The 19,865-nt window shown below is 33.1% G+C and carries 23 protein-coding genes; 8 read left to right on the top strand and 15 right to left on the bottom strand.

Features of this window, described 5'->3' with window-relative positions; genetic code table 11:
* Position 1: 1 nt before the first annotated feature.
* The 3 genes from F0460_RS01785 to F0460_RS01775 all read right to left on the bottom strand — a co-directional run bounded on the left by F0460_RS01785 (position 2) and on the right by F0460_RS01775 (position 2,063).
* Entirely contained in the window at positions 2–547 is a 546-nt protein-coding gene (locus F0460_RS01785; RefSeq protein WP_150009660.1) for an ExbD/TolR family protein, read from the bottom strand.
* A 20-nt stretch (positions 548–567) separates the two neighbouring features.
* A complete protein-coding gene (locus F0460_RS01780; RefSeq protein WP_317132129.1) occupies positions 568–1,170 on the bottom strand; it encodes an ExbD/TolR family protein in 603 nt (200 codons plus the stop codon).
* A gap of 77 nt (positions 1,171–1,247) precedes the next feature.
* Positions 1,248–2,063, bottom strand: coding sequence for a MotA/TolQ/ExbB proton channel family protein (locus tag F0460_RS01775; protein ID WP_150009656.1), 816 nt, complete (start codon positions 2,061–2,063; stop codon positions 1,248–1,250).
* A 325-nt stretch (positions 2,064–2,388) separates the two neighbouring features.
* Between F0460_RS01775 and F0460_RS01770 the strand changes: the two genes are divergently transcribed.
* A complete protein-coding gene (locus tag F0460_RS01770; protein ID WP_150009654.1) occupies positions 2,389–3,900 on the top strand; it encodes a helicase HerA-like domain-containing protein in 1,512 nt (503 codons plus the stop codon).
* A gap of 18 nt (positions 3,901–3,918) precedes the next feature.
* Here F0460_RS01770 and F0460_RS01765 read toward each other — a convergent pair whose 3' ends face one another.
* Positions 3,919–5,280 carry an FAD-dependent oxidoreductase gene (locus F0460_RS01765; RefSeq protein ID WP_150009652.1) on the bottom strand — a complete coding sequence of 454 codons (1,362 nt, stop codon included), beginning with the start codon at positions 5,278–5,280 and terminating at the stop codon, positions 3,919–3,921.
* Positions 5,281–5,432: 152 nt separating this feature from the next.
* On the opposite strand from F0460_RS01765, the gene F0460_RS01760 reads away from it, so the two are divergent.
* Positions 5,433–5,591 (top strand): lmo0937 family membrane protein, encoded by a 159-nt coding sequence (locus F0460_RS01760; protein ID WP_124899743.1) that lies wholly within the window; start codon positions 5,433–5,435, stop codon positions 5,589–5,591.
* 37 nt (positions 5,592–5,628) lie between these two features.
* Here F0460_RS01760 and yajC read toward each other — a convergent pair whose 3' ends face one another.
* The 4 genes from yajC to F0460_RS01740 all read right to left on the bottom strand — a co-directional run bounded on the left by yajC (position 5,629) and on the right by F0460_RS01740 (position 8,544).
* Positions 5,629–5,919 (bottom strand): preprotein translocase subunit YajC, encoded by a 291-nt coding sequence (yajC, locus tag F0460_RS01755; RefSeq protein ID WP_150009650.1) that lies wholly within the window; start codon positions 5,917–5,919, stop codon positions 5,629–5,631.
* A gap of 6 nt (positions 5,920–5,925) precedes the next feature.
* A complete protein-coding gene (locus tag F0460_RS01750) occupies positions 5,926–6,414 on the bottom strand; it encodes a DUF1573 domain-containing protein (protein WP_150009648.1) in 489 nt (162 codons plus the stop codon).
* Positions 6,415–6,416: 2 nt separating this feature from the next.
* Positions 6,417–7,361 (bottom strand): transcription antitermination factor NusB, encoded by a 945-nt coding sequence (gene nusB / locus F0460_RS01745; protein WP_150009646.1) that lies wholly within the window; start codon positions 7,359–7,361, stop codon positions 6,417–6,419.
* 82 nt (positions 7,362–7,443) lie between these two features.
* Entirely contained in the window at positions 7,444–8,544 is a 1,101-nt protein-coding gene (locus F0460_RS01740; RefSeq protein ID WP_150009644.1) for a Glu/Leu/Phe/Val dehydrogenase dimerization domain-containing protein, read from the bottom strand.
* Positions 8,545–8,705: 161 nt separating this feature from the next.
* On the opposite strand from F0460_RS01740, the gene F0460_RS01735 reads away from it, so the two are divergent.
* From F0460_RS01735 to F0460_RS01725, 3 genes are all read left to right on the top strand, one after another.
* A complete protein-coding gene (locus F0460_RS01735) occupies positions 8,706–10,463 on the top strand; it encodes an ABC transporter ATP-binding protein (protein WP_150009642.1) in 1,758 nt (585 codons plus the stop codon).
* Positions 10,464–10,531: 68 nt separating this feature from the next.
* Positions 10,532–10,888: a PUR family DNA/RNA-binding protein gene (locus tag F0460_RS01730; protein ID WP_150009640.1), complete on the top strand. Its 357-nt coding sequence runs from the start codon at positions 10,532–10,534 to the stop codon at positions 10,886–10,888.
* A gap of 53 nt (positions 10,889–10,941) precedes the next feature.
* Positions 10,942–11,583, top strand: coding sequence for a hypothetical protein (locus tag F0460_RS01725; protein WP_150009638.1), 642 nt, complete (start codon positions 10,942–10,944; stop codon positions 11,581–11,583).
* A 51-nt stretch (positions 11,584–11,634) separates the two neighbouring features.
* On the opposite strand, the gene F0460_RS01720 is transcribed toward F0460_RS01725, so the two are convergent.
* A complete protein-coding gene (locus tag F0460_RS01720) occupies positions 11,635–12,144 on the bottom strand; it encodes a gamma carbonic anhydrase family protein (protein WP_150009636.1) in 510 nt (169 codons plus the stop codon).
* Between the two features lie 47 nt (positions 12,145–12,191).
* On the bottom strand, positions 12,192–13,223 hold the full coding sequence (locus F0460_RS01715; RefSeq protein WP_150009634.1) for a PorP/SprF family type IX secretion system membrane protein: 1,032 nt from the start codon (positions 13,221–13,223) through the stop codon (positions 12,192–12,194).
* Positions 13,224–13,406: 183 nt separating this feature from the next.
* Between F0460_RS01715 and F0460_RS01710 the strand changes: the two genes are divergently transcribed.
* From F0460_RS01710 to F0460_RS01700, 3 genes are read left to right on the top strand one after another with little or no spacing between them, the layout of a single operon-like run.
* The gene (locus F0460_RS01710; protein WP_150009632.1) at positions 13,407–14,309 is read left to right on the top strand and encodes a NifU family protein; all 903 of its coding nucleotides are present in this window, start codon (positions 13,407–13,409) and stop codon (positions 14,307–14,309) included.
* Positions 14,310–14,356: 47 nt separating this feature from the next.
* Entirely contained in the window at positions 14,357–16,336 is a 1,980-nt protein-coding gene (locus F0460_RS01705; protein ID WP_150009630.1) for a thioredoxin domain-containing protein, read from the top strand.
* A gap of 26 nt (positions 16,337–16,362) precedes the next feature.
* Positions 16,363–17,019 carry a hypothetical protein gene (locus tag F0460_RS01700; RefSeq protein WP_150009628.1) on the top strand — a complete coding sequence of 219 codons (657 nt, stop codon included), beginning with the start codon at positions 16,363–16,365 and terminating at the stop codon, positions 17,017–17,019.
* A 28-nt stretch (positions 17,020–17,047) separates the two neighbouring features.
* Here F0460_RS01700 and tsaB read toward each other — a convergent pair whose 3' ends face one another.
* Genes tsaB through F0460_RS01675 form a run of 5 tightly spaced genes read right to left on the bottom strand, consistent with a single transcriptional unit; the run spans position 17,048 to position 19,822 of the window.
* Entirely contained in the window at positions 17,048–17,713 is a 666-nt protein-coding gene (gene tsaB, locus F0460_RS01695) for a tRNA (adenosine(37)-N6)-threonylcarbamoyltransferase complex dimerization subunit type 1 TsaB (protein ID WP_150009626.1), read from the bottom strand.
* A 4-nt stretch (positions 17,714–17,717) separates the two neighbouring features.
* Positions 17,718–17,954, bottom strand: a complete 237-nt coding sequence (locus F0460_RS01690) for a hypothetical protein (RefSeq protein ID WP_190304064.1) — start codon at positions 17,952–17,954, stop codon at positions 17,718–17,720.
* Positions 17,944–18,486 carry a DUF420 domain-containing protein gene (locus tag F0460_RS01685; RefSeq protein ID WP_150009624.1) on the bottom strand — a complete coding sequence of 181 codons (543 nt, stop codon included), beginning with the start codon at positions 18,484–18,486 and terminating at the stop codon, positions 17,944–17,946. The genes F0460_RS01690 and F0460_RS01685 overlap by 11 nt, the downstream gene beginning before the upstream one ends.
* Complete coding sequence (locus F0460_RS01680) at positions 18,486–19,157, bottom strand: SCO family protein (RefSeq protein ID WP_150009622.1); 672 nt, start codon at positions 19,155–19,157, stop codon at positions 18,486–18,488. The genes F0460_RS01685 and F0460_RS01680 overlap by 1 nt, the downstream gene beginning before the upstream one ends.
* 2 nt (positions 19,158–19,159) lie before the next feature.
* A complete protein-coding gene (locus F0460_RS01675) occupies positions 19,160–19,822 on the bottom strand; it encodes a hypothetical protein (RefSeq protein ID WP_150009620.1) in 663 nt (220 codons plus the stop codon).
* Positions 19,823–19,865: the final 43 nt, after the last annotated feature.

Raw genomic sequence — 19,865 nt, 5'->3', positions numbered from 1 at the left:
GCTACTGCATAACTGCTTTTTCCTCTTCTGTCATGTCTTGTATCGCATAGATCTCAACTCCTGTAATTGCCATTTCATCTAAAATATCAATCATATCAGTATAAGTAGCTTCTTCTATTGCTTTAATCAACACAACAACTCCATCTTTTCCAACTTGTCCACTAGCTTTCAAATTAGCCATTTTCTGCAAGATGATTTTACGAATACCATTTTGCCCATAAGTTGAATCTGTTGGCCCAACTCCTTGGTAAGGTTCTTTTAAAATCCCCATATAATATTTTAATTTACGGTCTTTACCAATTAAAATAGTCATAGTTTTAGATTCTTTAGCCTCTTGTGGTTTTGTTGTTGGATCCTTAATTTTATCCGGCATAGTCAAATCCATAGACTGCGGTTTAGATAAGGAAGTGGTTAACATAAAGAACGTAATCAATAAGAATGCCAAATCTACCATGGCCGTTAAATCAACCCCGGCATTTTGTTTTTTACTTCTTACTTTTTTACCGCCTTTTTTGCCTTCGCCACCACCTGTATTTAATTCTGCCATTTCTTTTTAAATTTTAGTGATTAAAAGTCGTCAGATCTTAAACCTGTAACAAGGTAAAAGCGGTTTTGACGTTGTTCTTGTAAAATATTCATTATCTCTTTAATTGTACCAAACTGCTCGTTTGCATCACCTTTAATCGCAACTTTTAAAAACGACTCTTTACGTTGCCAAGATGATTCACGTGCATTACGTACCCAAGAAGATAACTGATTGTTTAAAGAATCTTTATAAGGAATACCCTTATGAAACTCTTCCTGCATACGGTCACCTGGTGACTTAGCCAACAAGGTCTTCATTTCACGAATATCAGCACCAAAGTTTTCTAATCCAGCAAAAGCGTTTTTCTCTGCTTCTGTGAACTCAATTTTATATTCCTGCCCCATTCTTGTTAAGATATCTTTACGATCTTCTTTACCTGCGATACCAATATACACGTTTTCTTGACCAACGGTTATTGATAAAATATCATCTGAAGGAATTTTAGTTTCCTTTGTAGACACAGGCAAATCAACAGGGTGAACTTCTGGTGTTTTTGCTGTAGAGGTTAAAACGAAGAATGTTAGCAATAAGAATGATACGTCACACATTGCGGTCATATCTATCCTTGTACTTGATTTTTTCATTTTTGCCATATTCTCTCTTCTTTTTTAACCAGATTTAATCTGGAATTATACACTTTTATACGAATTACAATAAATTATTATTTATTGTGTCTTCTGTAAGATTGTGTAATTGCGAATCCAGCTTCGTCGATAAAATGTGTTAATTTATCGATTTTAGTTGTGAATACGTTATAGAAAACAATAGCTAATGTAGATGTACCAATACCTGTAGCAGTATTCATTAATGCTTCAGAGATACCTGTTGCTAATGCAGATGAATCAGGAGAACCAGCTGTAGATAAAGCAGAGAATGCTTTAATCATACCTGTTACTGTACCTAATAAACCTACTAATGTACCAATAGATACTAATGTTGCTAAAATGATCATGTTTTTCTCTAACATTGGCATTTCTAATACAGTAGCTTCTTCAATTTCTTTTTGAATAGTTTCTGTTGCTTTATCTGCATCAAAACCTTCACGTTTAACTTCTTTCAATTTAATCAACGCTGATTTTACAACATTTGCAACCGAACCTTTTTGTTTGTCAGAAAGTTCAATAGCTTCGTCAATTTGATTAGCGTTAACTAAAGATTGTACTTTACCAACATACGCTTTTACATCTCCTGCACCAGCAGCTTTGCTAATAACAATCCATCTTTCGATACCGAATACAATAGTTGTTGTCATTAATCCAATTAATACAGCAATAACGTAACCTCCTTTGTACATCATCCCCATTAAGTCTCCTGGATTTGGATCTCCATTACGGTCACCATTCATAAAGTTACCTGGTGCTCCTAATACAAATCTCCATATTACCCAACCAAAAACTAAACATGCAATAATTGTAATCGCCGCAGCCACGTTTGATAATCCTGAACCACTTGGATTTTTCTCAACTGTTTGTGTCATCTTAATAAAATTTAAATTTAATGTTTACTCAATTTTTAAAATTAGTTTGCTTTCATTGAAGCAAGGCAAATTTAGTTTTTTAGTTGATATAAAAAAATAAAATTTCGCCTGTTATTATTTAAGAATTTAAAATTAACGAAAAAGAAACAATTAATTTACTTTTTAATATTTTTTTATCAAATCCTTAATCATTAAACGTTTCACTTTCATTATTATTGCTTTTTGACTTCAAATATTTCTTAACAATTACTTAACCTGCGGTTTTATTGCATTTTTTTAGTTGAAAGAAGTTTATATCTTTATCAAAAATAGAATTATTGTTTAAATGGATCGAGAAAATTTCACACAAAAAATAAAGGACGGTTATACTTTTAAATCCGACTATATAACGATTGGCGGTGCAATGATTGACAATGAGCCAATTGCAGACCTTTTTATTAATATTCCTTTAAAAACACTAAACCGCCACGGCTTAATTGCGGGTGCTACAGGAACGGGTAAAACAAAGACGATTCAGGTGTTATCTGAACAACTCTCGAGCAAAGGCATTCCTGTTTTAATGATGGATATTAAAGGTGATTTCAGCGGAATTGCGCAACAAGGCGTGAAAAACGCTTTTATAGAGGAACGCCATGCAAAAATGAATTTACATTTTGAACCTAAAGCGTTTCCTGTAGAATTACTAACCATTTCTAAACAAAACGGCGTTCGATTAAGAGCAACCATTTCTGAATTCGGACCTGTATTGTTATCACGTATTTTAGATTTGAACGATACCCAAAGTGGTGTAATGTCGTTAATTTTTAAATACTGCGATGATCACCAACTGCCTTTGTTAGATTTAAAGGATCTAAAAAAAGTAATTCAGTTTATAACAAATGAAGGTAAAGAAGACATCGAAAAAGAATACGGACGTGTTTCTACAGCATCAACTGGAGCAATTCTGCGTAAATTGATAGAACTGGAACAACAAGATGCCGATTTATTTTTCGGAGAAACATCATTTGATATTAAAGACTTGATGCGAATCGACGAAAACGGTAAAGCTTTTGTAAATATTTTACGTTTAAACGATATACAAGATAAACCAAAATTGTTTTCAACTTTTATGTTGTGTCTTTTGGCGGAAGTTTACAATACCATGCCCGAACAAGGCGACAGCGGACAGCCAGAACTGGTTATTTTTATTGACGAAGCCCATTTAATCTTTAAAGAAGCTAGCAAAGCACTTTTAGATCAAATTGAAACCATTGTAAAACTAATTCGATCTAAAGGAATTGGTCTGTATTTTATCACACAAAATCCAACCGATGTGCCCGACGGTGTTTTAGCTCAATTAGGATTAAAAATTCAACATGCGTTGCGAGCTTTCACCGATAAAGATCGAAAAGCTATTAAACTGGCATCGGAAAATTTTCCTACAACCGAATTTTACAAAACCAACGAAATTATTACACAGCTTGGTACAGGCGAAGCTTTGGTAACGGTTTTAAACGAAAAAGGGATCCCAACACCACTTGCTGTTTGTATGATGCAGGCACCAATGAGCCGAATGGATGTTTTATCGCCTACTGAAATTGACGGGCTGATACAGCAATCGAACCTTAAAAACAAATACAATAATGTGGTTGACCGTGAAAGTGCTTACGAAATTCTGAACCATAAACTAACTACCGAAAAACCAACAGAAACGGCAATTGTTAAAGAATCGAAAAACAGTACTGCACCAAAGAAAAAAGAAGAAAGTTATTTTACCAAACAGGTTATTAAAGTATTAACCAGCGCAACGTTTATACGGGGAGCTTTTGGTGTACTTACCAAGATATTTAAAAAGTAATATAAAGCAAAAAGCAGACTATATGTCTGCTTTATTTTTATCTAACAAATCTAAAATGTGTTTTTCAACTTCTTTTGTCTGCCAGTTTTCATGAATATCCGGCAACTGCATTACGTCTTCCATTACTTTTTTCTGTAAATCGCCAATTGCCAAAGCATCTTGGTAAGGATTTAAGCTAAAAGTAACACGATCGTACAACGGAAGCCACTTATCTGGGTGCTGTTTGGTAAACCATGCTTCGATTTTTTTCTGCAACAAGAAATCAACATCAGCCGTTTTTGTACTCATTTCAATAAAATTTCGATACGATAATTCGGCAATAGCATCGGCATTCGGTTTACGTATCTCCTGATATTTTTCGAAAACAGTTTCAATATCGTCCGGAAATTCATCTAACAAATCACTAATTTCAGTAATATCTTCAAAACCAGCATTCATTCCCTGTCCGTAAAAAGGAACAATTGCATGAGCAGAATCGCCAATTAACGCGACTTTATCTTTATACGTCCACGGATAGCACTGCATGGTAACCAGCGAAGATGTTGGATTTGAAAAATAATCTTCTTTAAGATTTACAATTAAATCTTTTGTGTCAGAAAAATATTCGTTGAAAAACGCCGTAACTTTCTCGTCTGTATTGATTTCTTCAAAAGAATTTGCTCCTTCAAAAGGCATAAAAAGTGTACAGGTAAAAGATCCATCGTCGTTAGAAAGCGCAATCAGCATGAACTCACCACGAGGCCAGATATGAAAAGAATTAGGATCGATTTTATGCGAACCGTCTTCATTTGCAGGAATGGTTAATTCTTTATAGCCGATATTTAGAAAAAACTGCGAATAGTTAAATCTGTTCTGACGTTGCATGCGGTGACGGATACGAGAAAAAGCACCATCTGCACCAAAAATGTGATCGAATTGACGCTGTTCAAAAGGCCCGTGTTCGTTTTCACCTATATATAAGGTTGCGGTATCTAAATTTACGTCCCAAATTTTCTGATTGAACTCAAAATTTACTCCAGCTTTTTCCGCAAGATCAATCATCATTCTATTTAATCCGCCACGAGAAATCGAATAAATAGCTTCTCCGTTGATTCCGTAAGGCTGAAAAGATAAAGAACCGTCTTTTAAATGAATGGCTCTTTTATCCATTGGAATAGCAATTTTTCTGATTTCATCGCCAATACCAACTTCATCTAAAGCATACCATCCGCGAGTAGACATTGCCAAATTTATAGATCTACCTGAAAATTTAACCTTGCGAATGTCTTCACTGCGATCAAAAATAGTTACGTTGTAGTTTTTCTTTTTAAGATAGATACTCAAAAGTGTGCCTACCAAACCAGCACCTGCAATTGCAATATCTTTATTTTTTGTAAGCATGTTATAGCTTTTTGTTTACTTATAATTGTATGTTGATAAAAGTACAAAATTGTGCGGTAGCCACCAAAGTTTGCAAAAAATATAAAAGTTAAAGTAGGATTAACATATTTTTTTATTAACTTTAGGATACTAATTTTTAAAACTAGTATGCTATGAGAGATTTAATTTGGCTTATTGCCGTAGTACTAATTATTTTATGGGCTGTGGGATATTTTGGTTTCGCAGACGCCGTAGGAAGTTTTATACACGTTTTATTGGTGTTAGCAGTTATTGCTATTCTATACCGATTAATTACTGGAAACAGACCTTAAAAATAAAAACTCCTAAAGAAATTTAGGAGTTTTTTATTTATGATTTCTCTACGACCGGAGAAGCATTTACTTTTCTGCTTAAATCTAAAGAGATTGCTGCTTTTTCCATTTTAATTTTTCCTGCCATTGTTTCTACAACCATTGTTGTTTCTGCAAGTTCAGAAATTCTTCCGTGGATACCGGCTTTTGTGACAATTTTATCGCCTACTTTTAAGCTACCCTCAAATTCTTTTTCTTTTTTAACTCTTGTTTGTTGTGGGCGTATCATTAAAAAATACATTGCCGCCATAATTAAAACAAAAGGTAAAAACTGTTGTATATTTTCCATTTTAAATTATTCTGTTACGTTTGCTTTTACAGTTAACACTTCGCTACCAGCTTCGGTATTGGTTGTTAATGTTATGTTTTTACTTTGTAAACCTGCACTATTTGCAGAAAATACAACTTTCATTTTTGCCGATTTACCTGGTTTGATTGGTTCGGTTGGTTTTTCTGGAACCGTACAACCGCAAGATGCTTTAGCATCGATAATTACTAGATCTACAGTTCCTTCGTTTCTAATTTCGAATTCAACTTCACCTTTAGATCCTTTTTTTAATTCGCCGAAATCGTGTGTTGTTTCGTTGAATGCAATTTTAGGAAAACCTGTTTGTGTACTTGTTGAACTTGTAGTTTCGGTAACACCATTTGCAGTGGTAGCCGTTGTAGTAGTTTCAGTTGTTGTTGAAGCACCATCTTTGATAAGTGACGAAGCATCTTCTTTTTTATTACAAGCCATTAAGCTTAATGCAGCGAAACCTGCTGCAAACATTAATTTTTTCATAATTATTCGATTAATCCTCTTCCTATTTTGTTTAATTTATTCTCTTCGCGGTATTCTTTAACTAAAGCGTCTAAAATTCCGTTGATAAATATACTGCTTTTTGGTGTTGAATATTCTTTTGCAAGTTCTAAATATTCGTTAATTGTTACTTTTACAGGAATAGATGGAAATTTTTGCAGTTCGCAAACACCCAAATTCAAAATAATAGTATCAATTTCTGCAATACGGTCTAATTCCCAATTACGGGTTTTGTCTTCATATTCCTTAACAAAAACATCTGCATTCAACGCTGTTTTTCTAAACAACTGCTTTGCAAATTCTTTATCTTCATCGTCTTTAAAAACCTTGTTCAGTTTAAAATAGCTGGTTTCGTTCTTCAATCCTTCCAACTGTTTTAAAATAGCTGTGTTTACAACCGGAATATCATCAATCCAAGAAATTTTATAATCTTCTAAAAACTCGTATATTTTTTCGTTCGGAGCAATAAAATCGGTAAATAACTTAATTAAAAAGTCTTTATCTTCTTCAAAAGTATTCACGCCGTTACGCATATAATGCTTGTATAATTCACTTGATTTAATTTCTTGCAACAACGTTTTTATGTAGTGATCGTTTACATGAAACTGATTGATATGCAATTCTTCCAGCCAATTATTCAATGTTTCGGAATTACTTAAAATTTGAAGCGCCAAATTATTGACAAACTTTTTATTGGGAGTTTTTTCTTGTGGTGTAGCTAAATGTTTTTGCGCCGATACTTCTAGAAAATTATTCTCTACTTTCTGCAATTCAATTAACGAAGACAACATTAAAAGATACAGTTCGCGGATGTTTTCTAAACTGCTGAAAAGATATTTTTCATAAACATCTAATTGATCGGATTGGTTTTGAGTCATTGCATATATTGCCTGCAATACTTTTGAACGGATATGACGTCTGTTTACCATGCTACTAAGAACTTGTTTTTATAAAGAAAGCGAAAATCGGAGTGATTTTCGCTTTGCAAAACTAAAAAATTAATTTTAATTTTTATTTATTTTCTTGCTTTTTCTTTTCGATACGCTGCTCTGCCATTTTCATAGCCGCTTGGTTTGGCGTAATGTTTTGTTCTTTTGCTAGATTTAAAATATCTAATGTAGTGTTGTAGATATTTTCTGTTCTACGGATTGCTTCGTCTGAACCATATTTAGCAATTTCGCCAAAAACATTAATGATTCCACCTGCGTTAATCAAGAAATCAGGAGCATAAACAATACCTTTATCCTGTAACATTTTACCGTGAATTGCTTCTTCTGCCAACTGATTATTTGCAGCACCGGCAATTACCTGCGCTTTTAATTTGCTGACAGAATCGTTGTTCACTGTAGCACCCAAAGCACATGGTGCGTAAATATCAACATCTAAAGAATATAAATCTTCGCCCATGTAAATAGCCGTGTTGTATTTTTTAGCTACCTCTTCAACTCTGTCTTTGCTAATATCTGTAATTGTAACCAAAGCACCTGCGTTTACCAAGTGTTTTACCAAGGTTTCACCTACATTTCCAATTCCCTGAACCAAAACTCTTTTACCATTTAAATCGTCAGATCCGTATTTGAATTTTGTTGCAGCTTTTAATCCCATGTAAACACCGTAAGCTGTAACTGGTGATGGATTTCCAGATCCGCCTAAACTTTCTGAAATACCTGTTACGTGTGGCGTAATTGTATGAATTAAATCCATATCAGGTGTTGTAGTACCAACATCTTCTGCTGTAATATAACGTCCGCTTAATGAATCAACATATTTAGCAAATGCTTTAATTAATTCAGGATTTTTGTCTTTTTTAGAATCACCGATAATCACCGCTTTTCCACCGCCTAAATCTAATCCTGAAATTGCTGATTTATAAGTCATTCCGCGCGATAAACGTAAAACATCGTTCAAAGCCTCCCATTCAGAAGTATAATTCCACATACGCGTACCTCCTAATGCCGGACCTAATACTGTATTATGTATACCAATAATTGCTTTTAAACCAGTATCTTTGTCGTGGCAAAAAACAACTTGTTCGTGATGATCAAAGGAAATCTGACCAAAGACTGGGTCAACTTTTTTTAACTCGTCTGGAGTATATACGTTTGTTGTCATAATTTTAATAATTTGGATAGATTCAAATATAAAACAATTTATTTTATTATTATTTTTTGATTACATTATTATTAAATCAATAATCATATAATCAATTGTTAAAAAAGTTAACAACAAACGCACCGCGTTTTTTAATATTTAAAAGAAATAGAAGATAAGTAATGAAAGAACTTCAAAAACTTAATAAATACTTTATAAAATACAAATACCGCTTTTTACTTGGTATTGTTATTACCATTGCATCGCAGATATTTACCGTTTTTACACCACAATATATTGGTGATGCTATTACCGTTTTGCAGCATTTTTTAACAGGCGAAGTAACCGCCGAAGCCACCAAACAGGCTTTATGGCACAATATGCTTTTAATTGTTGGTACCACATTACTGGCGGGTTTTCTTACTTTTTTAATGCGTCAGACAATTATTGTAATGTCGCGCCATATAGAGTTCGATATTAAAAACGAAATTTACGAGCATTACCAAAAATTGAGTTTAGATTTTTACAAACGTCAGCGTACCGGCGATTTAATGAGTCGTATTTCAGAAGATGTTGCCAAAGTGCGTCAATATGTTGGTCCCGCGGTAATGTATTCCATAAATACAATATTCAGAATGGCGGTAGTAATTGTGCAAATGTATATCATATCCCCAACGCTAACCTGGTATTCTTTGATTCCGGTGCCATTTTTGGCAATTTTAATGTATAAGTTGAGTACCGAAATCAACAACCGAAGCTTTGCTTATCAACAGAATTTATCAAAACTTTCGTCTTTTTCGCAAGAAATTTTTTCGGGAATACGCGTAATCAAAGCATACACTTTAGAAGATAAGCAGAATAAAGCGTACGACGAAGCTACAACCGAAAGTAAAACTAAATTTATGCGTTTAACGTACACCAACGCATTAATTGGTCCGCTAATGATTTTTCTAATCGGGATAAGTAACATACTGGTAATTTACATTGGCGCACGCATGTACATTAACGGTACCATAACCGAAATTGGCGTTATTGCACAGTTTATTTTATACATTAATATGTTAACGTGGCCAATTGCGTCGTTAGGTTGGGTATCATCAATGGTTCAAGAAGCCGATTCATCACAAAAACGTATTAACGAATTTTTAAACGAAGTTCCATCTATCCAATCAACAACATTAGAAAAGCACGATTTAAAAGGAAAGATTGAATTCAACAACGTTCATTTTATTTACGAAGACACAAAAATTCACGCCTTAAACAATATATCCTTCACTATTAACGAAGGCGAAACTGTTGCGTTTTTAGGAAAAACCGGATCGGGAAAATCAACCATATTACAGCTTATTTCAAGAATGTACGATGTTTCTTCCGGATCGATTTCTATTGATAATATCGATATTAAAAACTGGAATGTTGAAAATCTGCGCGATCAAATCGCTGTTGTTCCGCAAGATGCTTTTCTATTTTCTGATACCATTAAAAACAACATTCAGTTTGGTAAAGAAAATGCTTTGCAAGAAGAAATTGAACATTTTGCAAAAATTGCCGATGTTCACAAAAACATTATGCGTTTTGAAAAAGGTTACGAAACCATTTTGGGTGAACGCGGAATTACCTTATCGGGCGGACAAAAACAGCGTGTTTCCATTGCTCGCGCATTAATTAAAGATGCTCTTGTTTTGTTGTTAGACGATTGTTTATCTGCAGTTGATACCGAAACTGAAGAACGTATCCTTAATAATTTAAAAGACATTTCGGCTAAAAAAACCACCATTATTGTAACACACCGAGTTTCATCTGCTAAAAATGCCGATAAGATTATTATTTTGAACGATGGCGAAATTATAGAGCAAGGTACTCATAATCAACTATTAAACCAAAAAGGATATTACAACAATTTATATAATAAACAATTAGCAGAAAAAGATGTACTTTAAATTTTGTTTTATAAGATTTTTTTTGGACTTTTGAAGGGATGTAAAAATTTTAACACAACGAAAGGACTATGAGAGACCATGAAATGCTAGAAAAAGAGGAAATTTTTTCGAAAGTATTAAGAGCCGGCAGAAGAACTTACTTTTTTGATGTAAGATCTACAAAAGCAGATGATTACTATGTAACCATTACTGAAAGTAAAAAGTTTACTGAAGAAGACGGATCATTCCACTTCAAAAAGCACAAAATTTACCTTTATAAAGAAGATTTTGTTTCTTTTAAGGAAATCTTAAACGAAATGACTGATTATGTTTTAGATCAAAAAGGTGAAGAGGTTATCTCTGAAAGACATCAAAAAGATTTCAAAAGAGAACTAGCTAACGTTGAAGAAAAAAGCTATACAAACGTAGAATTCGACGATTTTTAATATCGTTTTCATTATAATTAATACCGGCTTTTGTCGGTATTTTTTTTAAGCTTATGAAACACTTCTACACGATTATTTTACTTTTAAGCACTATTTTCACATGGGCGCAAAAAAAGTACGAACCGGAAAACATTACATGGAACGGCACAACTTATCCGTATCGTTACCACCACATGGAGCAATATTTCAGGTATTATCCAGACAAACGTCCTGTTCCTAATATTGACACCACTATTGTTAATAGAAATTACATTGCAGCGTTTGAAGTTAAGGATAAAAAATTCTTTCTGAACAATATGTACATCACTGGAAGAAATCCTAAAACAAAAGATTTATCGGTACTTGCCGAACTAAACAAAAAAGACGAAGCCATGTTTTTAAGCTGGGTAAGCGGTTTGTTTGATATTGGTTTGGGTGCAGAAAAGTTTTCAGTAAACGATTCTTTAGTTCCAATTTATGACAATTACATTGTGTTTGAAGTTCAAAAAGGAAACATTGGCAGAACAGAGACTTTTACTTACAACCAATTAAAGCTTTTTAAAGATTATCAGCACAGGCGATTTAAGGAAACTGAAGATTATAAACGTTTAGTCCGCAGGTTAACCTACAACGGAATGACTGAAGGAGAAGCATCACTACATGTTTACCAGTTTATACTGTTCTATAGCAAATCGAACTTTTTAAAGAAAACATAAAAAAGCGTTTCAAAATTGAAACGCTTTTTGTTATTATATATTCATCAAAGATTATTGCCAACTGCTGTACAATACATAATTATTACTTATACGGTCAATTTCTCCAGCAAAATCAGATGCGTTTAATTCTTTCACTCTTTTAGCGGGAATTCCAGCGTAAATTCCATTTGGTAATAACTCCATATTCTGTGTAACCACCGCACCAGCACCAACAATAACATTGCTGTGAACAACGCAATTATCCATAACAATTGCTCCCATACCAATCAATACATTATCATGAATAGTACAGCCGTGCACAATAGCATTATGACCAATAGAAACATTGTTTCCTATTATTGTCGGATGTTTTTGATACGTACAATGTATTACTGCGCCATCTTGCACGTTTACTTTGTTGCCCATTTTAATATAATGAACATCGCCACGTACCACTGCATTGTACCAAACACTACAGTGTTCGCCCATTTCAACATCGCCTAACAAAGTTGCGTTTTCTGCAATAAAACAATTATCGGGAAATTTAGGTTCTTTTCCGTTTATAGATTTAATTAAAGCCATATTATAAAATAAAAAATCCCGATAAATATCGGGATTTTCTGTTAATATTAAAAGTTAACTGACGGACAGTTACATTTGTAATTACTTTCTTTACATAAGAAGTTAAATCCTAGAGTTAACTGATGAAACCCTCCTTTCGCAAATCCAATTTCTCCAAACTGGTGTGAGTAAGTATAACCAACCATTATTTGTTTAAACTTAACACCTAACAATGGTGAAACCGAATGATAGTTTTGTTTTTTAACGTCTGCATTATTCTCCATGTATTCAGCGCCTTCAAACATTGTTCTGTAAGAAACACCTGCAAAGAATTGTCCGTTTGCAAATTCTTTATACATTTTTAAATTCACATCTAACATTTTTTCCTGTGTTTGCTCTGTATATTGAAACAACACAGATGGTTCCCATGAAAAACCTTGATCTCTATAAGATCTGTATCCTCTGTTTTTTGCAAAAACATATCCTGCAGAAACAATATACTTACGTAAATTATCACTTTCTATATCTGAATATATCTCACGATCAGAAGTAATAACGTTTTTAGCTGTTGCGTGTGCATAAAAATCCAAATAATGGTAAGATGCACCGATATCAACATTAAAATAATTGTATTTCAATTCAGCTCCGTTTACAGAAGGATCAAACACACCATTACCCCATTCAGACTGGTCTAATTGAGAATTAACCATACCTCCGCTAATACCAAACGAAAGTTTATTCAAATCGTAATCGCTTCGTGAAAAAGTAATATGGTGTGCATATGTTATTTTTGCTCCGGCTTGTTTATGATATCCATTTCTATCGTTAAATGCTACAAAACCCACACCAGATCTTTCAGAAATCGAGGTGTTAAAACTGGCTGTTTGCAAAGCAGGTGCATCTTTTTCACCAAACCATTGTTGGCGCGCCGTTAATCGAACTTTTGCACAATTTGCTATACCAGCCATTGAAGGGTGGATAAGATAATAGTTATCTGTTAAATAATCTTGATACACTGCAATTCCTTCTTGCGCGTTACTTACTTGCGACACAAATAATGAAGATATAACAACTACTAAGGATTTAGTAAATATATTCATAAATTCTTTTTTTCTCTTTAGAAATGGTTAACAAATATATATAAAAAGTATAATATTTTATATCATGATTATAAAATATATTCTACAAAATCATGAATTCAAATATGTTAATTTTACGTTTAATTTCCAAATATAAATATTCAATTGATATTTCTTTGTTAATTTTGAAAAAAATCTTAAAAAATGTTTAAAATAAATATAAAAGAAACCCAAAATCCAGCAATAATCAAGTTTGAATTCCCTGATTTTATTAGCTATGGATCTAATTTTGAGTTCAAAAACATCGACGATACGGCAAATTCTCCTTTAGCAAGACAGTTATTTTACCTACCATTTGTAAAATCGGTTTATGTTTCAGGGAATTTTGTGGCTGTTGAACGCTTTTCTATTGTGGAATGGACAGATGTACAGGATGATGTTAAAAAGCAAATTGAAGACTTTGTTACTAACGGTGGAAAGGTTTTAATTGAATCGCAGAAAGAAACTACCAAAAAAATCCCGGTAACTGTTTATGGCGAAACTACTCCGAACCCGGCGGTTTTAAAATTTGTAGCAAACAAATCGCTTACCAAAACGGCGGTTGAATTTAAAAACATCGATGAAGCCAAACCATCGCCTTTAGCGATAGAATTATTCAAACTTCCTTATGTAAAAGAAGTCTTTATTGATGAGAATTACGTTTCGATCACTAAATTCGAAAGTTATTCATGGGATGAAATCACTATTGAAGTGCGAACTTTCATTAAACAATTCATTGAAAACGGTGGAACGGTTATAGATGAATCGTTAATTGTTGAAACAAAAGCTCATGAACAACAGCAGGAGCAATACTTTGACAATTTAGATGTAACATCGCAACAAATCATCAATATTTTAGAGGAATATGTAAAACCGGCAGTTCAATCAGACGGTGGAAATATCACTTTTGAAAATTACGATGACAAAACAAAACGAGTTACCGTAATCTTAAAAGGTGCTTGTAGCGGTTGTCCGTCGTCAACATTTACGCTGAAAAACGGTATCGAAAACATGTTACGCCAAATGCTGCATAACAACGATATTGTTGTTGAGGCTTTAAACGGTTAAAAAATAAGGTTGAGTTTTCTCAACCTTTTCATTTCTAAAATAGTTCTATGCGCAATCAGTTAATCAATTCGTACTCTCCTTATTTGCTTCAGCACGCAGAAAATCCGGTGTATTGGCAACCTTGGAACAATGAAAATATTCAAGAAGCAGAAAGCAAAAACAAGTTGCTTATTATAAGTATTGGTTACGCAGCCTGCCACTGGTGTCATGTTATGGAAAAAGAGTGTTTTGAAAATGATGAAGTCGCGGCTGTCATGAATGCTTATTTTACCAGTTTTAAGATCGATCGGGAAGAATTACCGGCTGTTGACGCATATTACATGCAGGCTTTGCAGTTAATGACTAAACAAGGTGGCTGGCCGCTAAACATAGTGGCTTTACCTAACGGATTGCCGCTTTGGGGTGCAACGTATGTTCCAAAAAGTCAATGGATCGATATTTTGCAGCAATTGAATGTATTGTTTGAAGAAGAGCCTGAAAAGATGTATGATTATGCAGAGAAACTTCAAAACGGAATATCGTTAGCGAATAATACATTAGAGATTTATCCTAAAGAAACAACAGATTTCAACCTTGAGCCACTGCTTGAGAATTGGAAAAAAAGTTTTGATTTGGAATTGGGAGGATACCAACGCGCACCAAAATTCATGATGACCACCAATTTAAATTTCCTTTATCAATATGGTTTAATTAACAAGGATACTTTTTTAACCAATTATGTAGAATTAACGCTTACTAAAATGGCTTACGGCGGCTTGTTTGATGTTGTTGAAGGCGGATTTTCAAGATACAGCGTAGATCACAAATGGCATATTCCGCATTTCGAGAAGATGTTGTACGACAATGCACAACTTTTAGTCACTTACAGTAATGCTTACATCGCTACTAAAAATGAACTTTTTAAAGAAGTTGTTGAAAAAACCGTTAGCTTTATATTGAATAATTGGCAGGATTCTTCTAGTGGATTTTATACCGCTTACGATGCCGACAGTTTAAACAGCAACAACAAATTAGAAGAAGGTGCGTATTATTTTTGGACGAAAACTGAACTTGAACAATTAATCAGCAAAGATGAATGGAAGTTATTTGTTGATGTATTTTCAATTAATTCCGATGGATTTTGGGAAGAAGCAAATGCGTATGTTTTATTTCAGAAAGATGATTTAAAAACCATTGCAAAAAAGCATAATTTCGATGTAGATCAACTTAAAATTCTAAAAGCAAATTGGGAGAATCTTCTTTTGAAAAATCGTGAACAGCGAACAAAACCATTGCTTGATGATAAAATAATTATCTCATGGAATGCGCAACTTTTAAGCGGATTTTTAAGTGCCCGAAAAATTATTTATTCAACAGAATTAAATACTGCAATTGAAAATTTAACAACATTTTTACAGTTTAAAGTATATAAAAATGATAATTTAGGACACGTTTATAAAAACAACCAAAATTACATTTCAGGAAATTTAGAAGATTACGCTTTTACAATTAAATCTTTTTTAGAATTATTCAATGAAACGCAAGATTTGCAGCATTTAAAATTTGCACAAAATCTTACTTTTCAAGCACTAGATTTATTCTTTGACACTAAACAAGGTTTCTTTAAATCTTCTGAAAATGAAACAATTGGTACAGTTTTTGAAATTGAAGACAATGTAATACCTTCTGCAAATGCAGTAATGGCAAAAAATCTATTTTATGTAGGTTTTCTATTTAAAAACGATTATTTCATGCAGTTATCAAAAGAAATGACCACTCGAATTTTAGGTCAGATTAATTATGGAAGTGCGTATTCAGAATGGTTAACAAACAACTTAATCTTTAAAGATGATTTTGAATACATTGTTTTAAAAGGTGTTTCAAGAGAAGAATTAACAATAATTAATCAAAAAAGTGCGTTTAAAATAGTTTTAGACAATTCACTAAATATACCTATTTTAAATGACTATAAAAGTCAAGATAAAAAATTTCAAATCTGTAATATAAATAGTTGCAGATTAGCAACAAATCACATTAACAATATTTAAGTAACAACAAATTTTATAAAGTAAAAATGAAAAAAATAATTTTAATCTTTTCAATTGGAATATTTTCTATAACCTCTAACGCACAAGTAAACTTAGGTAGTAGTGGTGGAACTCTATCTTTTAGAAAAAGTGCCGATTTCAAAGAAACAGAAGCAGCTGGTTCAAGATATTACATTGATAGATATCAAAATGCAAGAGTTAACAAAGGAGATCAGAATTTTTTAATACGTTATAATGCCTACAGCGATATAATGGAGTATAAAAATGGCACTGACATGTTAGATTTAATCAAAGAAAAAAACGCACATTTTACTTTTCAAGATGGCAGCGTTTACGAATTATTTGTATATGATTTAAAAGGTACATCTGTAGATCGCTATCATAAAGTACTTGTTTCTAACAATAACATAAAAATATCGAAATTCCAAAGCATTAAATTAATTCCTGCTTCAAAAGCATCTAACAGCTACGACAAAGACACACAGGCGGAATATAAACCAAATGAAGAAGTTTACTTTATAACTTACAATAACCAAACATTTGAATTTGATGGTAAGCAAAAATCTTTAGAGAAAATTATTCCGGGTAAAAGTGATGCGATTAAAGCTTTTTACAAGGAAAATAAAATTAAAGAAAACGATAGCGATATGATTAAGTTAGGAAATTTCTTAGCGACTATCTAGTAACAAAAAGACTCCAAATTGGAGTCTTTTATTTTTTTGTGGTAAGCATAAAATCTTTTAAATAATACGGCTCAAAATAGGCAACGTCTTCAAAAGTGTTTTCTACATATTTTTTATATGATATTCTACTCATTTCATTTGCCGACGGATAGACAACATCTTCATGATAAATAAATTTATTGTCTGTTAAAACAATTTTACATTTCAAGGCTCCGTCACCTATTAAATGAATATATTCCGTTATATCAGCAAAAGCAGTTTCATCAACGATTAGAGCTTCGGCAACTGATAAAGGTGCATAATCTTTATCAAACATTTGAGTAAAAACTTCCATTCTTCTGGCATCAATCATTGGGATTATGATTCCTGAATTAATCGAAACCTTTTCAGCTAAAACAGCCAATGTATCAACTGCAATTAAAGGAATATTTAAAGCATAACAAAGACCTTTTGCAGCCGAAACACCAATTCGCAAGCCTGTGTAAGATCCCGGACCTTTGCTTACAGCGACAGCGTTTAAATTTTCTAATGAAATATTTTCTGTTGCTAAAACTTCCTTTATAAATAAATGCAATTTTTCGGCATGGCTAAATTGCTCTTCGCTCACCTCTTTAATTGCAAAAGTTTGTCCGTTTTTACTTAAACTTACCGAACAGTTTTTTGTAGCTGTTTCAATATTTAAAATATAAATCATCAAGCTAAACTTTATTCTTCTTTTTACCTTTCATGATTCGGAAAATAACAATTCCGCCAACCAGCAACAATAAATAGGGAAATGCCATTAAATAGACAATTCCATCGTTTACGGCTCCAGCCTGCATTCCGGTTTCTTCGGTTTCTAACGCCGCACGACACATGGCACATTGAGCGAATCCTTCAATAGAAAATAGAAGAAAGAAAATAGAAAATAGATAGTATGTTTTTTTAGTGAACATAGTAAGGAGAGATCATTAAATAAACAATAACGCCAGTTACAGCTACATACAGCCACATTGGATACGTAATGCGCGCCAGTTTTTTATGACGTTGGTACGAACCCGAAATTCCGCGAACAAATGTTACCAATACAAACGGAATAATGATAATTGATAATAAAATATGGGTTATCAATATAAAAAAGTAGATGTAACGAACTGCACCTTCTCCACCAAATTTTGTTTCAACCGATGTCATGTGATATGCAACATACATAGCTAAAAAGGCTACCGAACATGCAATACAAATCTTAATTAATCGTTCGTGTAACGCCTGATTTCCTTTTTTAATTGCCCTAACTGCCGAGAACAACAATATTGCCGTTAAACCGTTAATTGTAGCGTAAATTGGAGGTAGAAACGAAAGAGGTTTAACATCGTAACCTAAATCGTGCAGGTTTACACTAAATAATATGGCAACAACAACCGGTATTGCTATTGATAAAATCCAAATCCAGATACTGTATTTTTTTTCAGTTTGTATATGATCCATTATTCTTTAATTAATTGTTGAATATCTTCGCGAAGCATTTGCACACCTTCTTCTGTAGTTCCATCGTAATATATAATCGGATAATCCATGTTTTCCATATTACGTGAACGGATTTTTCCTTTTTTATCGATCAAAGCAAATAAGCCTGAATGTTCAAAACCACCCGGAGCATCATCGTTTTTACCAACATACATATTGAATTTTTTAGCAAGAGCGAAAATAGCATCTTCAGACCCTGTTAAAAAATGCCAGTTTTTCATAGTTACCTTTAAAAATTTCGCATGTTCTTTTAGATGTTCTGGTGTATCGGTTTCAGGATCGATCGTGATAGACGCAATTGCAAAACGATCGTCTTTACCAAATTCGCCTTGAAGTTTGACCATGTTTTCATTCATTACAGGACAAATTGTAGGACATGTACTGAAGAAAAATTCAACCAAATGAACTTTTCCTTCATAATCGGCATTTGTAATGGTTTTATTATCTTGATTAGTAAACGAAAAAGCAGGTGCTTTACCAATTTCTTTCAGTTCTCTGCGGTTCGCTACATTTAAACGATCGCTTTCTACTACCGAAGCAGTTTTAAAACGAGCTACAATTTTTGGAACAAAATAGATTCCGAAAATCAAAACGATCAGCGAAATCCAGATGTATGAATAATTTTTTTTCATTACTAATTTGTTATGTTGTCTTTATTGTTGTTTTTCTTAAGTGCCAAACGATATTCTGCCAGAATTACCTTTACATCGTCTGACATTTCGTTATGCAGGTCGGCTGCAGAAATGGTGTTGTATCCTTCACGATACTCGTCTTCTCCTTTTTTGTTCTTGCCTTTTCTACCGCGAAGATTTAGTTCTTTATCGATAATATATACGTTTGATGTACCAAATTTTGAATCTAATCCACCAACTAAATTCAATTTTTTAAAGTACTCTTGAATTTCGTTTTCAGTTGCCATTACGTAATGCCAATGTTTTAAATCGATATTAACACTTAACTGCTGATCCAATTTATTGATCTCTTCTTCGGTTCCTTTCGGTGCAATCATAATCACCTGAAAATCGACAAAGTCTTTATTTTTATCGTAAATTTTATGAGCTAGGTTGGTTATGTTTCCTTCGACATATTTAATATCGTTTCCTGCAAAACCTAAAATGGTAATTTTATTTTTCATTTCAACAGGATTTCCCGAAAGTGGTTCCCAGCTTGCAGAAAGTTCAGGGATTTTTTCTGTAACAACAGGTAGTTTTATAAAAGAGTTTACACCTGAGGCAAAAAATAGGTAAGCAACAACGGGCACTACAAAAAGAGCGACCAAAAGAAGTACTTTTTTCATTATAAAAAGTTTTTACAAAAATAAAAAAAGGCGGTGTAATTAC

Source organism: Paenimyroides baculatum (assembly GCF_008629655.1).
GTDB lineage: Bacteria > Bacteroidota > Bacteroidia > Flavobacteriales > Flavobacteriaceae > Flavobacterium > Flavobacterium baculatum.
This window is presented reverse-complemented; position numbering and strand designations above follow the sequence as displayed.

Bases quoted from the DNA above. Each gene is read 5' to 3' on its own strand.
- F0460_RS01710 (WP_150009632.1), top strand. From the start codon at position 13,407: ATGTTTAAAATAAATATAAAAGAAACCCAAAATCCAGCAATAATCAAG.
- F0460_RS01730 (WP_150009640.1), top strand. From the start codon at position 10,532: ATGAGAGACCATGAAATGCTAGAAAAAGAGGAAATTTTTTCGAAAGTA.
- F0460_RS01760 (WP_124899743.1), top strand. From the start codon at position 5,433: ATGAGAGATTTAATTTGGCTTATTGCCGTAGTACTAATTATTTTATGG.
- F0460_RS01750 (WP_150009648.1), bottom strand. From the start codon at position 6,414: ATGAAAAAATTAATGTTTGCAGCAGGTTTCGCTGCATTAAGCTTAATG.
- tsaB (WP_150009626.1), bottom strand. From the start codon at position 17,713: ATGATTTATATTTTAAATATTGAAACAGCTACAAAAAACTGTTCGGTA.
- nusB (WP_150009646.1), bottom strand. From the start codon at position 7,361: ATGGTAAACAGACGTCATATCCGTTCAAAAGTATTGCAGGCAATATAT.
- F0460_RS01780 (WP_317132129.1), bottom strand. From the start codon at position 1,170: ATGAAAAAATCAAGTACAAGGATAGATATGACCGCAATGTGTGACGTA.
- F0460_RS01725 (WP_150009638.1), top strand. From the start codon at position 10,942: ATGAAACACTTCTACACGATTATTTTACTTTTAAGCACTATTTTCACA.
- F0460_RS01690 (WP_190304064.1), bottom strand. From the start codon at position 17,954: ATGTTCACTAAAAAAACATACTATCTATTTTCTATTTTCTTTCTTCTA.
- F0460_RS01735 (WP_150009642.1), top strand. From the start codon at position 8,706: ATGAAAGAACTTCAAAAACTTAATAAATACTTTATAAAATACAAATAC.
- F0460_RS01705 (WP_150009630.1), top strand. From the start codon at position 14,357: ATGCGCAATCAGTTAATCAATTCGTACTCTCCTTATTTGCTTCAGCAC.
- F0460_RS01785 (WP_150009660.1), bottom strand. From the start codon at position 547: ATGGCAGAATTAAATACAGGTGGTGGCGAAGGCAAAAAAGGCGGTAAA.
- F0460_RS01740 (WP_150009644.1), bottom strand. From the start codon at position 8,544: ATGACAACAAACGTATATACTCCAGACGAGTTAAAAAAAGTTGACCCA.
- F0460_RS01770 (WP_150009654.1), top strand. From the start codon at position 2,389: ATGGATCGAGAAAATTTCACACAAAAAATAAAGGACGGTTATACTTTT.
- F0460_RS01685 (WP_150009624.1), bottom strand. From the start codon at position 18,486: ATGGATCATATACAAACTGAAAAAAAATACAGTATCTGGATTTGGATT.
- F0460_RS01680 (WP_150009622.1), bottom strand. From the start codon at position 19,157: ATGAAAAAAAATTATTCATACATCTGGATTTCGCTGATCGTTTTGATT.
- F0460_RS01765 (WP_150009652.1), bottom strand. From the start codon at position 5,280: ATGCTTACAAAAAATAAAGATATTGCAATTGCAGGTGCTGGTTTGGTA.
- F0460_RS01700 (WP_150009628.1), top strand. From the start codon at position 16,363: ATGAAAAAAATAATTTTAATCTTTTCAATTGGAATATTTTCTATAACC.
- F0460_RS01775 (WP_150009656.1), bottom strand. From the start codon at position 2,063: ATGACACAAACAGTTGAGAAAAATCCAAGTGGTTCAGGATTATCAAAC.
- F0460_RS01720 (WP_150009636.1), bottom strand. From the start codon at position 12,144: ATGGCTTTAATTAAATCTATAAACGGAAAAGAACCTAAATTTCCCGAT.
- yajC (WP_150009650.1), bottom strand. From the start codon at position 5,919: ATGGAAAATATACAACAGTTTTTACCTTTTGTTTTAATTATGGCGGCA.
- F0460_RS01715 (WP_150009634.1), bottom strand. From the start codon at position 13,223: ATGAATATATTTACTAAATCCTTAGTAGTTGTTATATCTTCATTATTT.
- F0460_RS01675 (WP_150009620.1), bottom strand. From the start codon at position 19,822: ATGAAAAAAGTACTTCTTTTGGTCGCTCTTTTTGTAGTGCCCGTTGTT.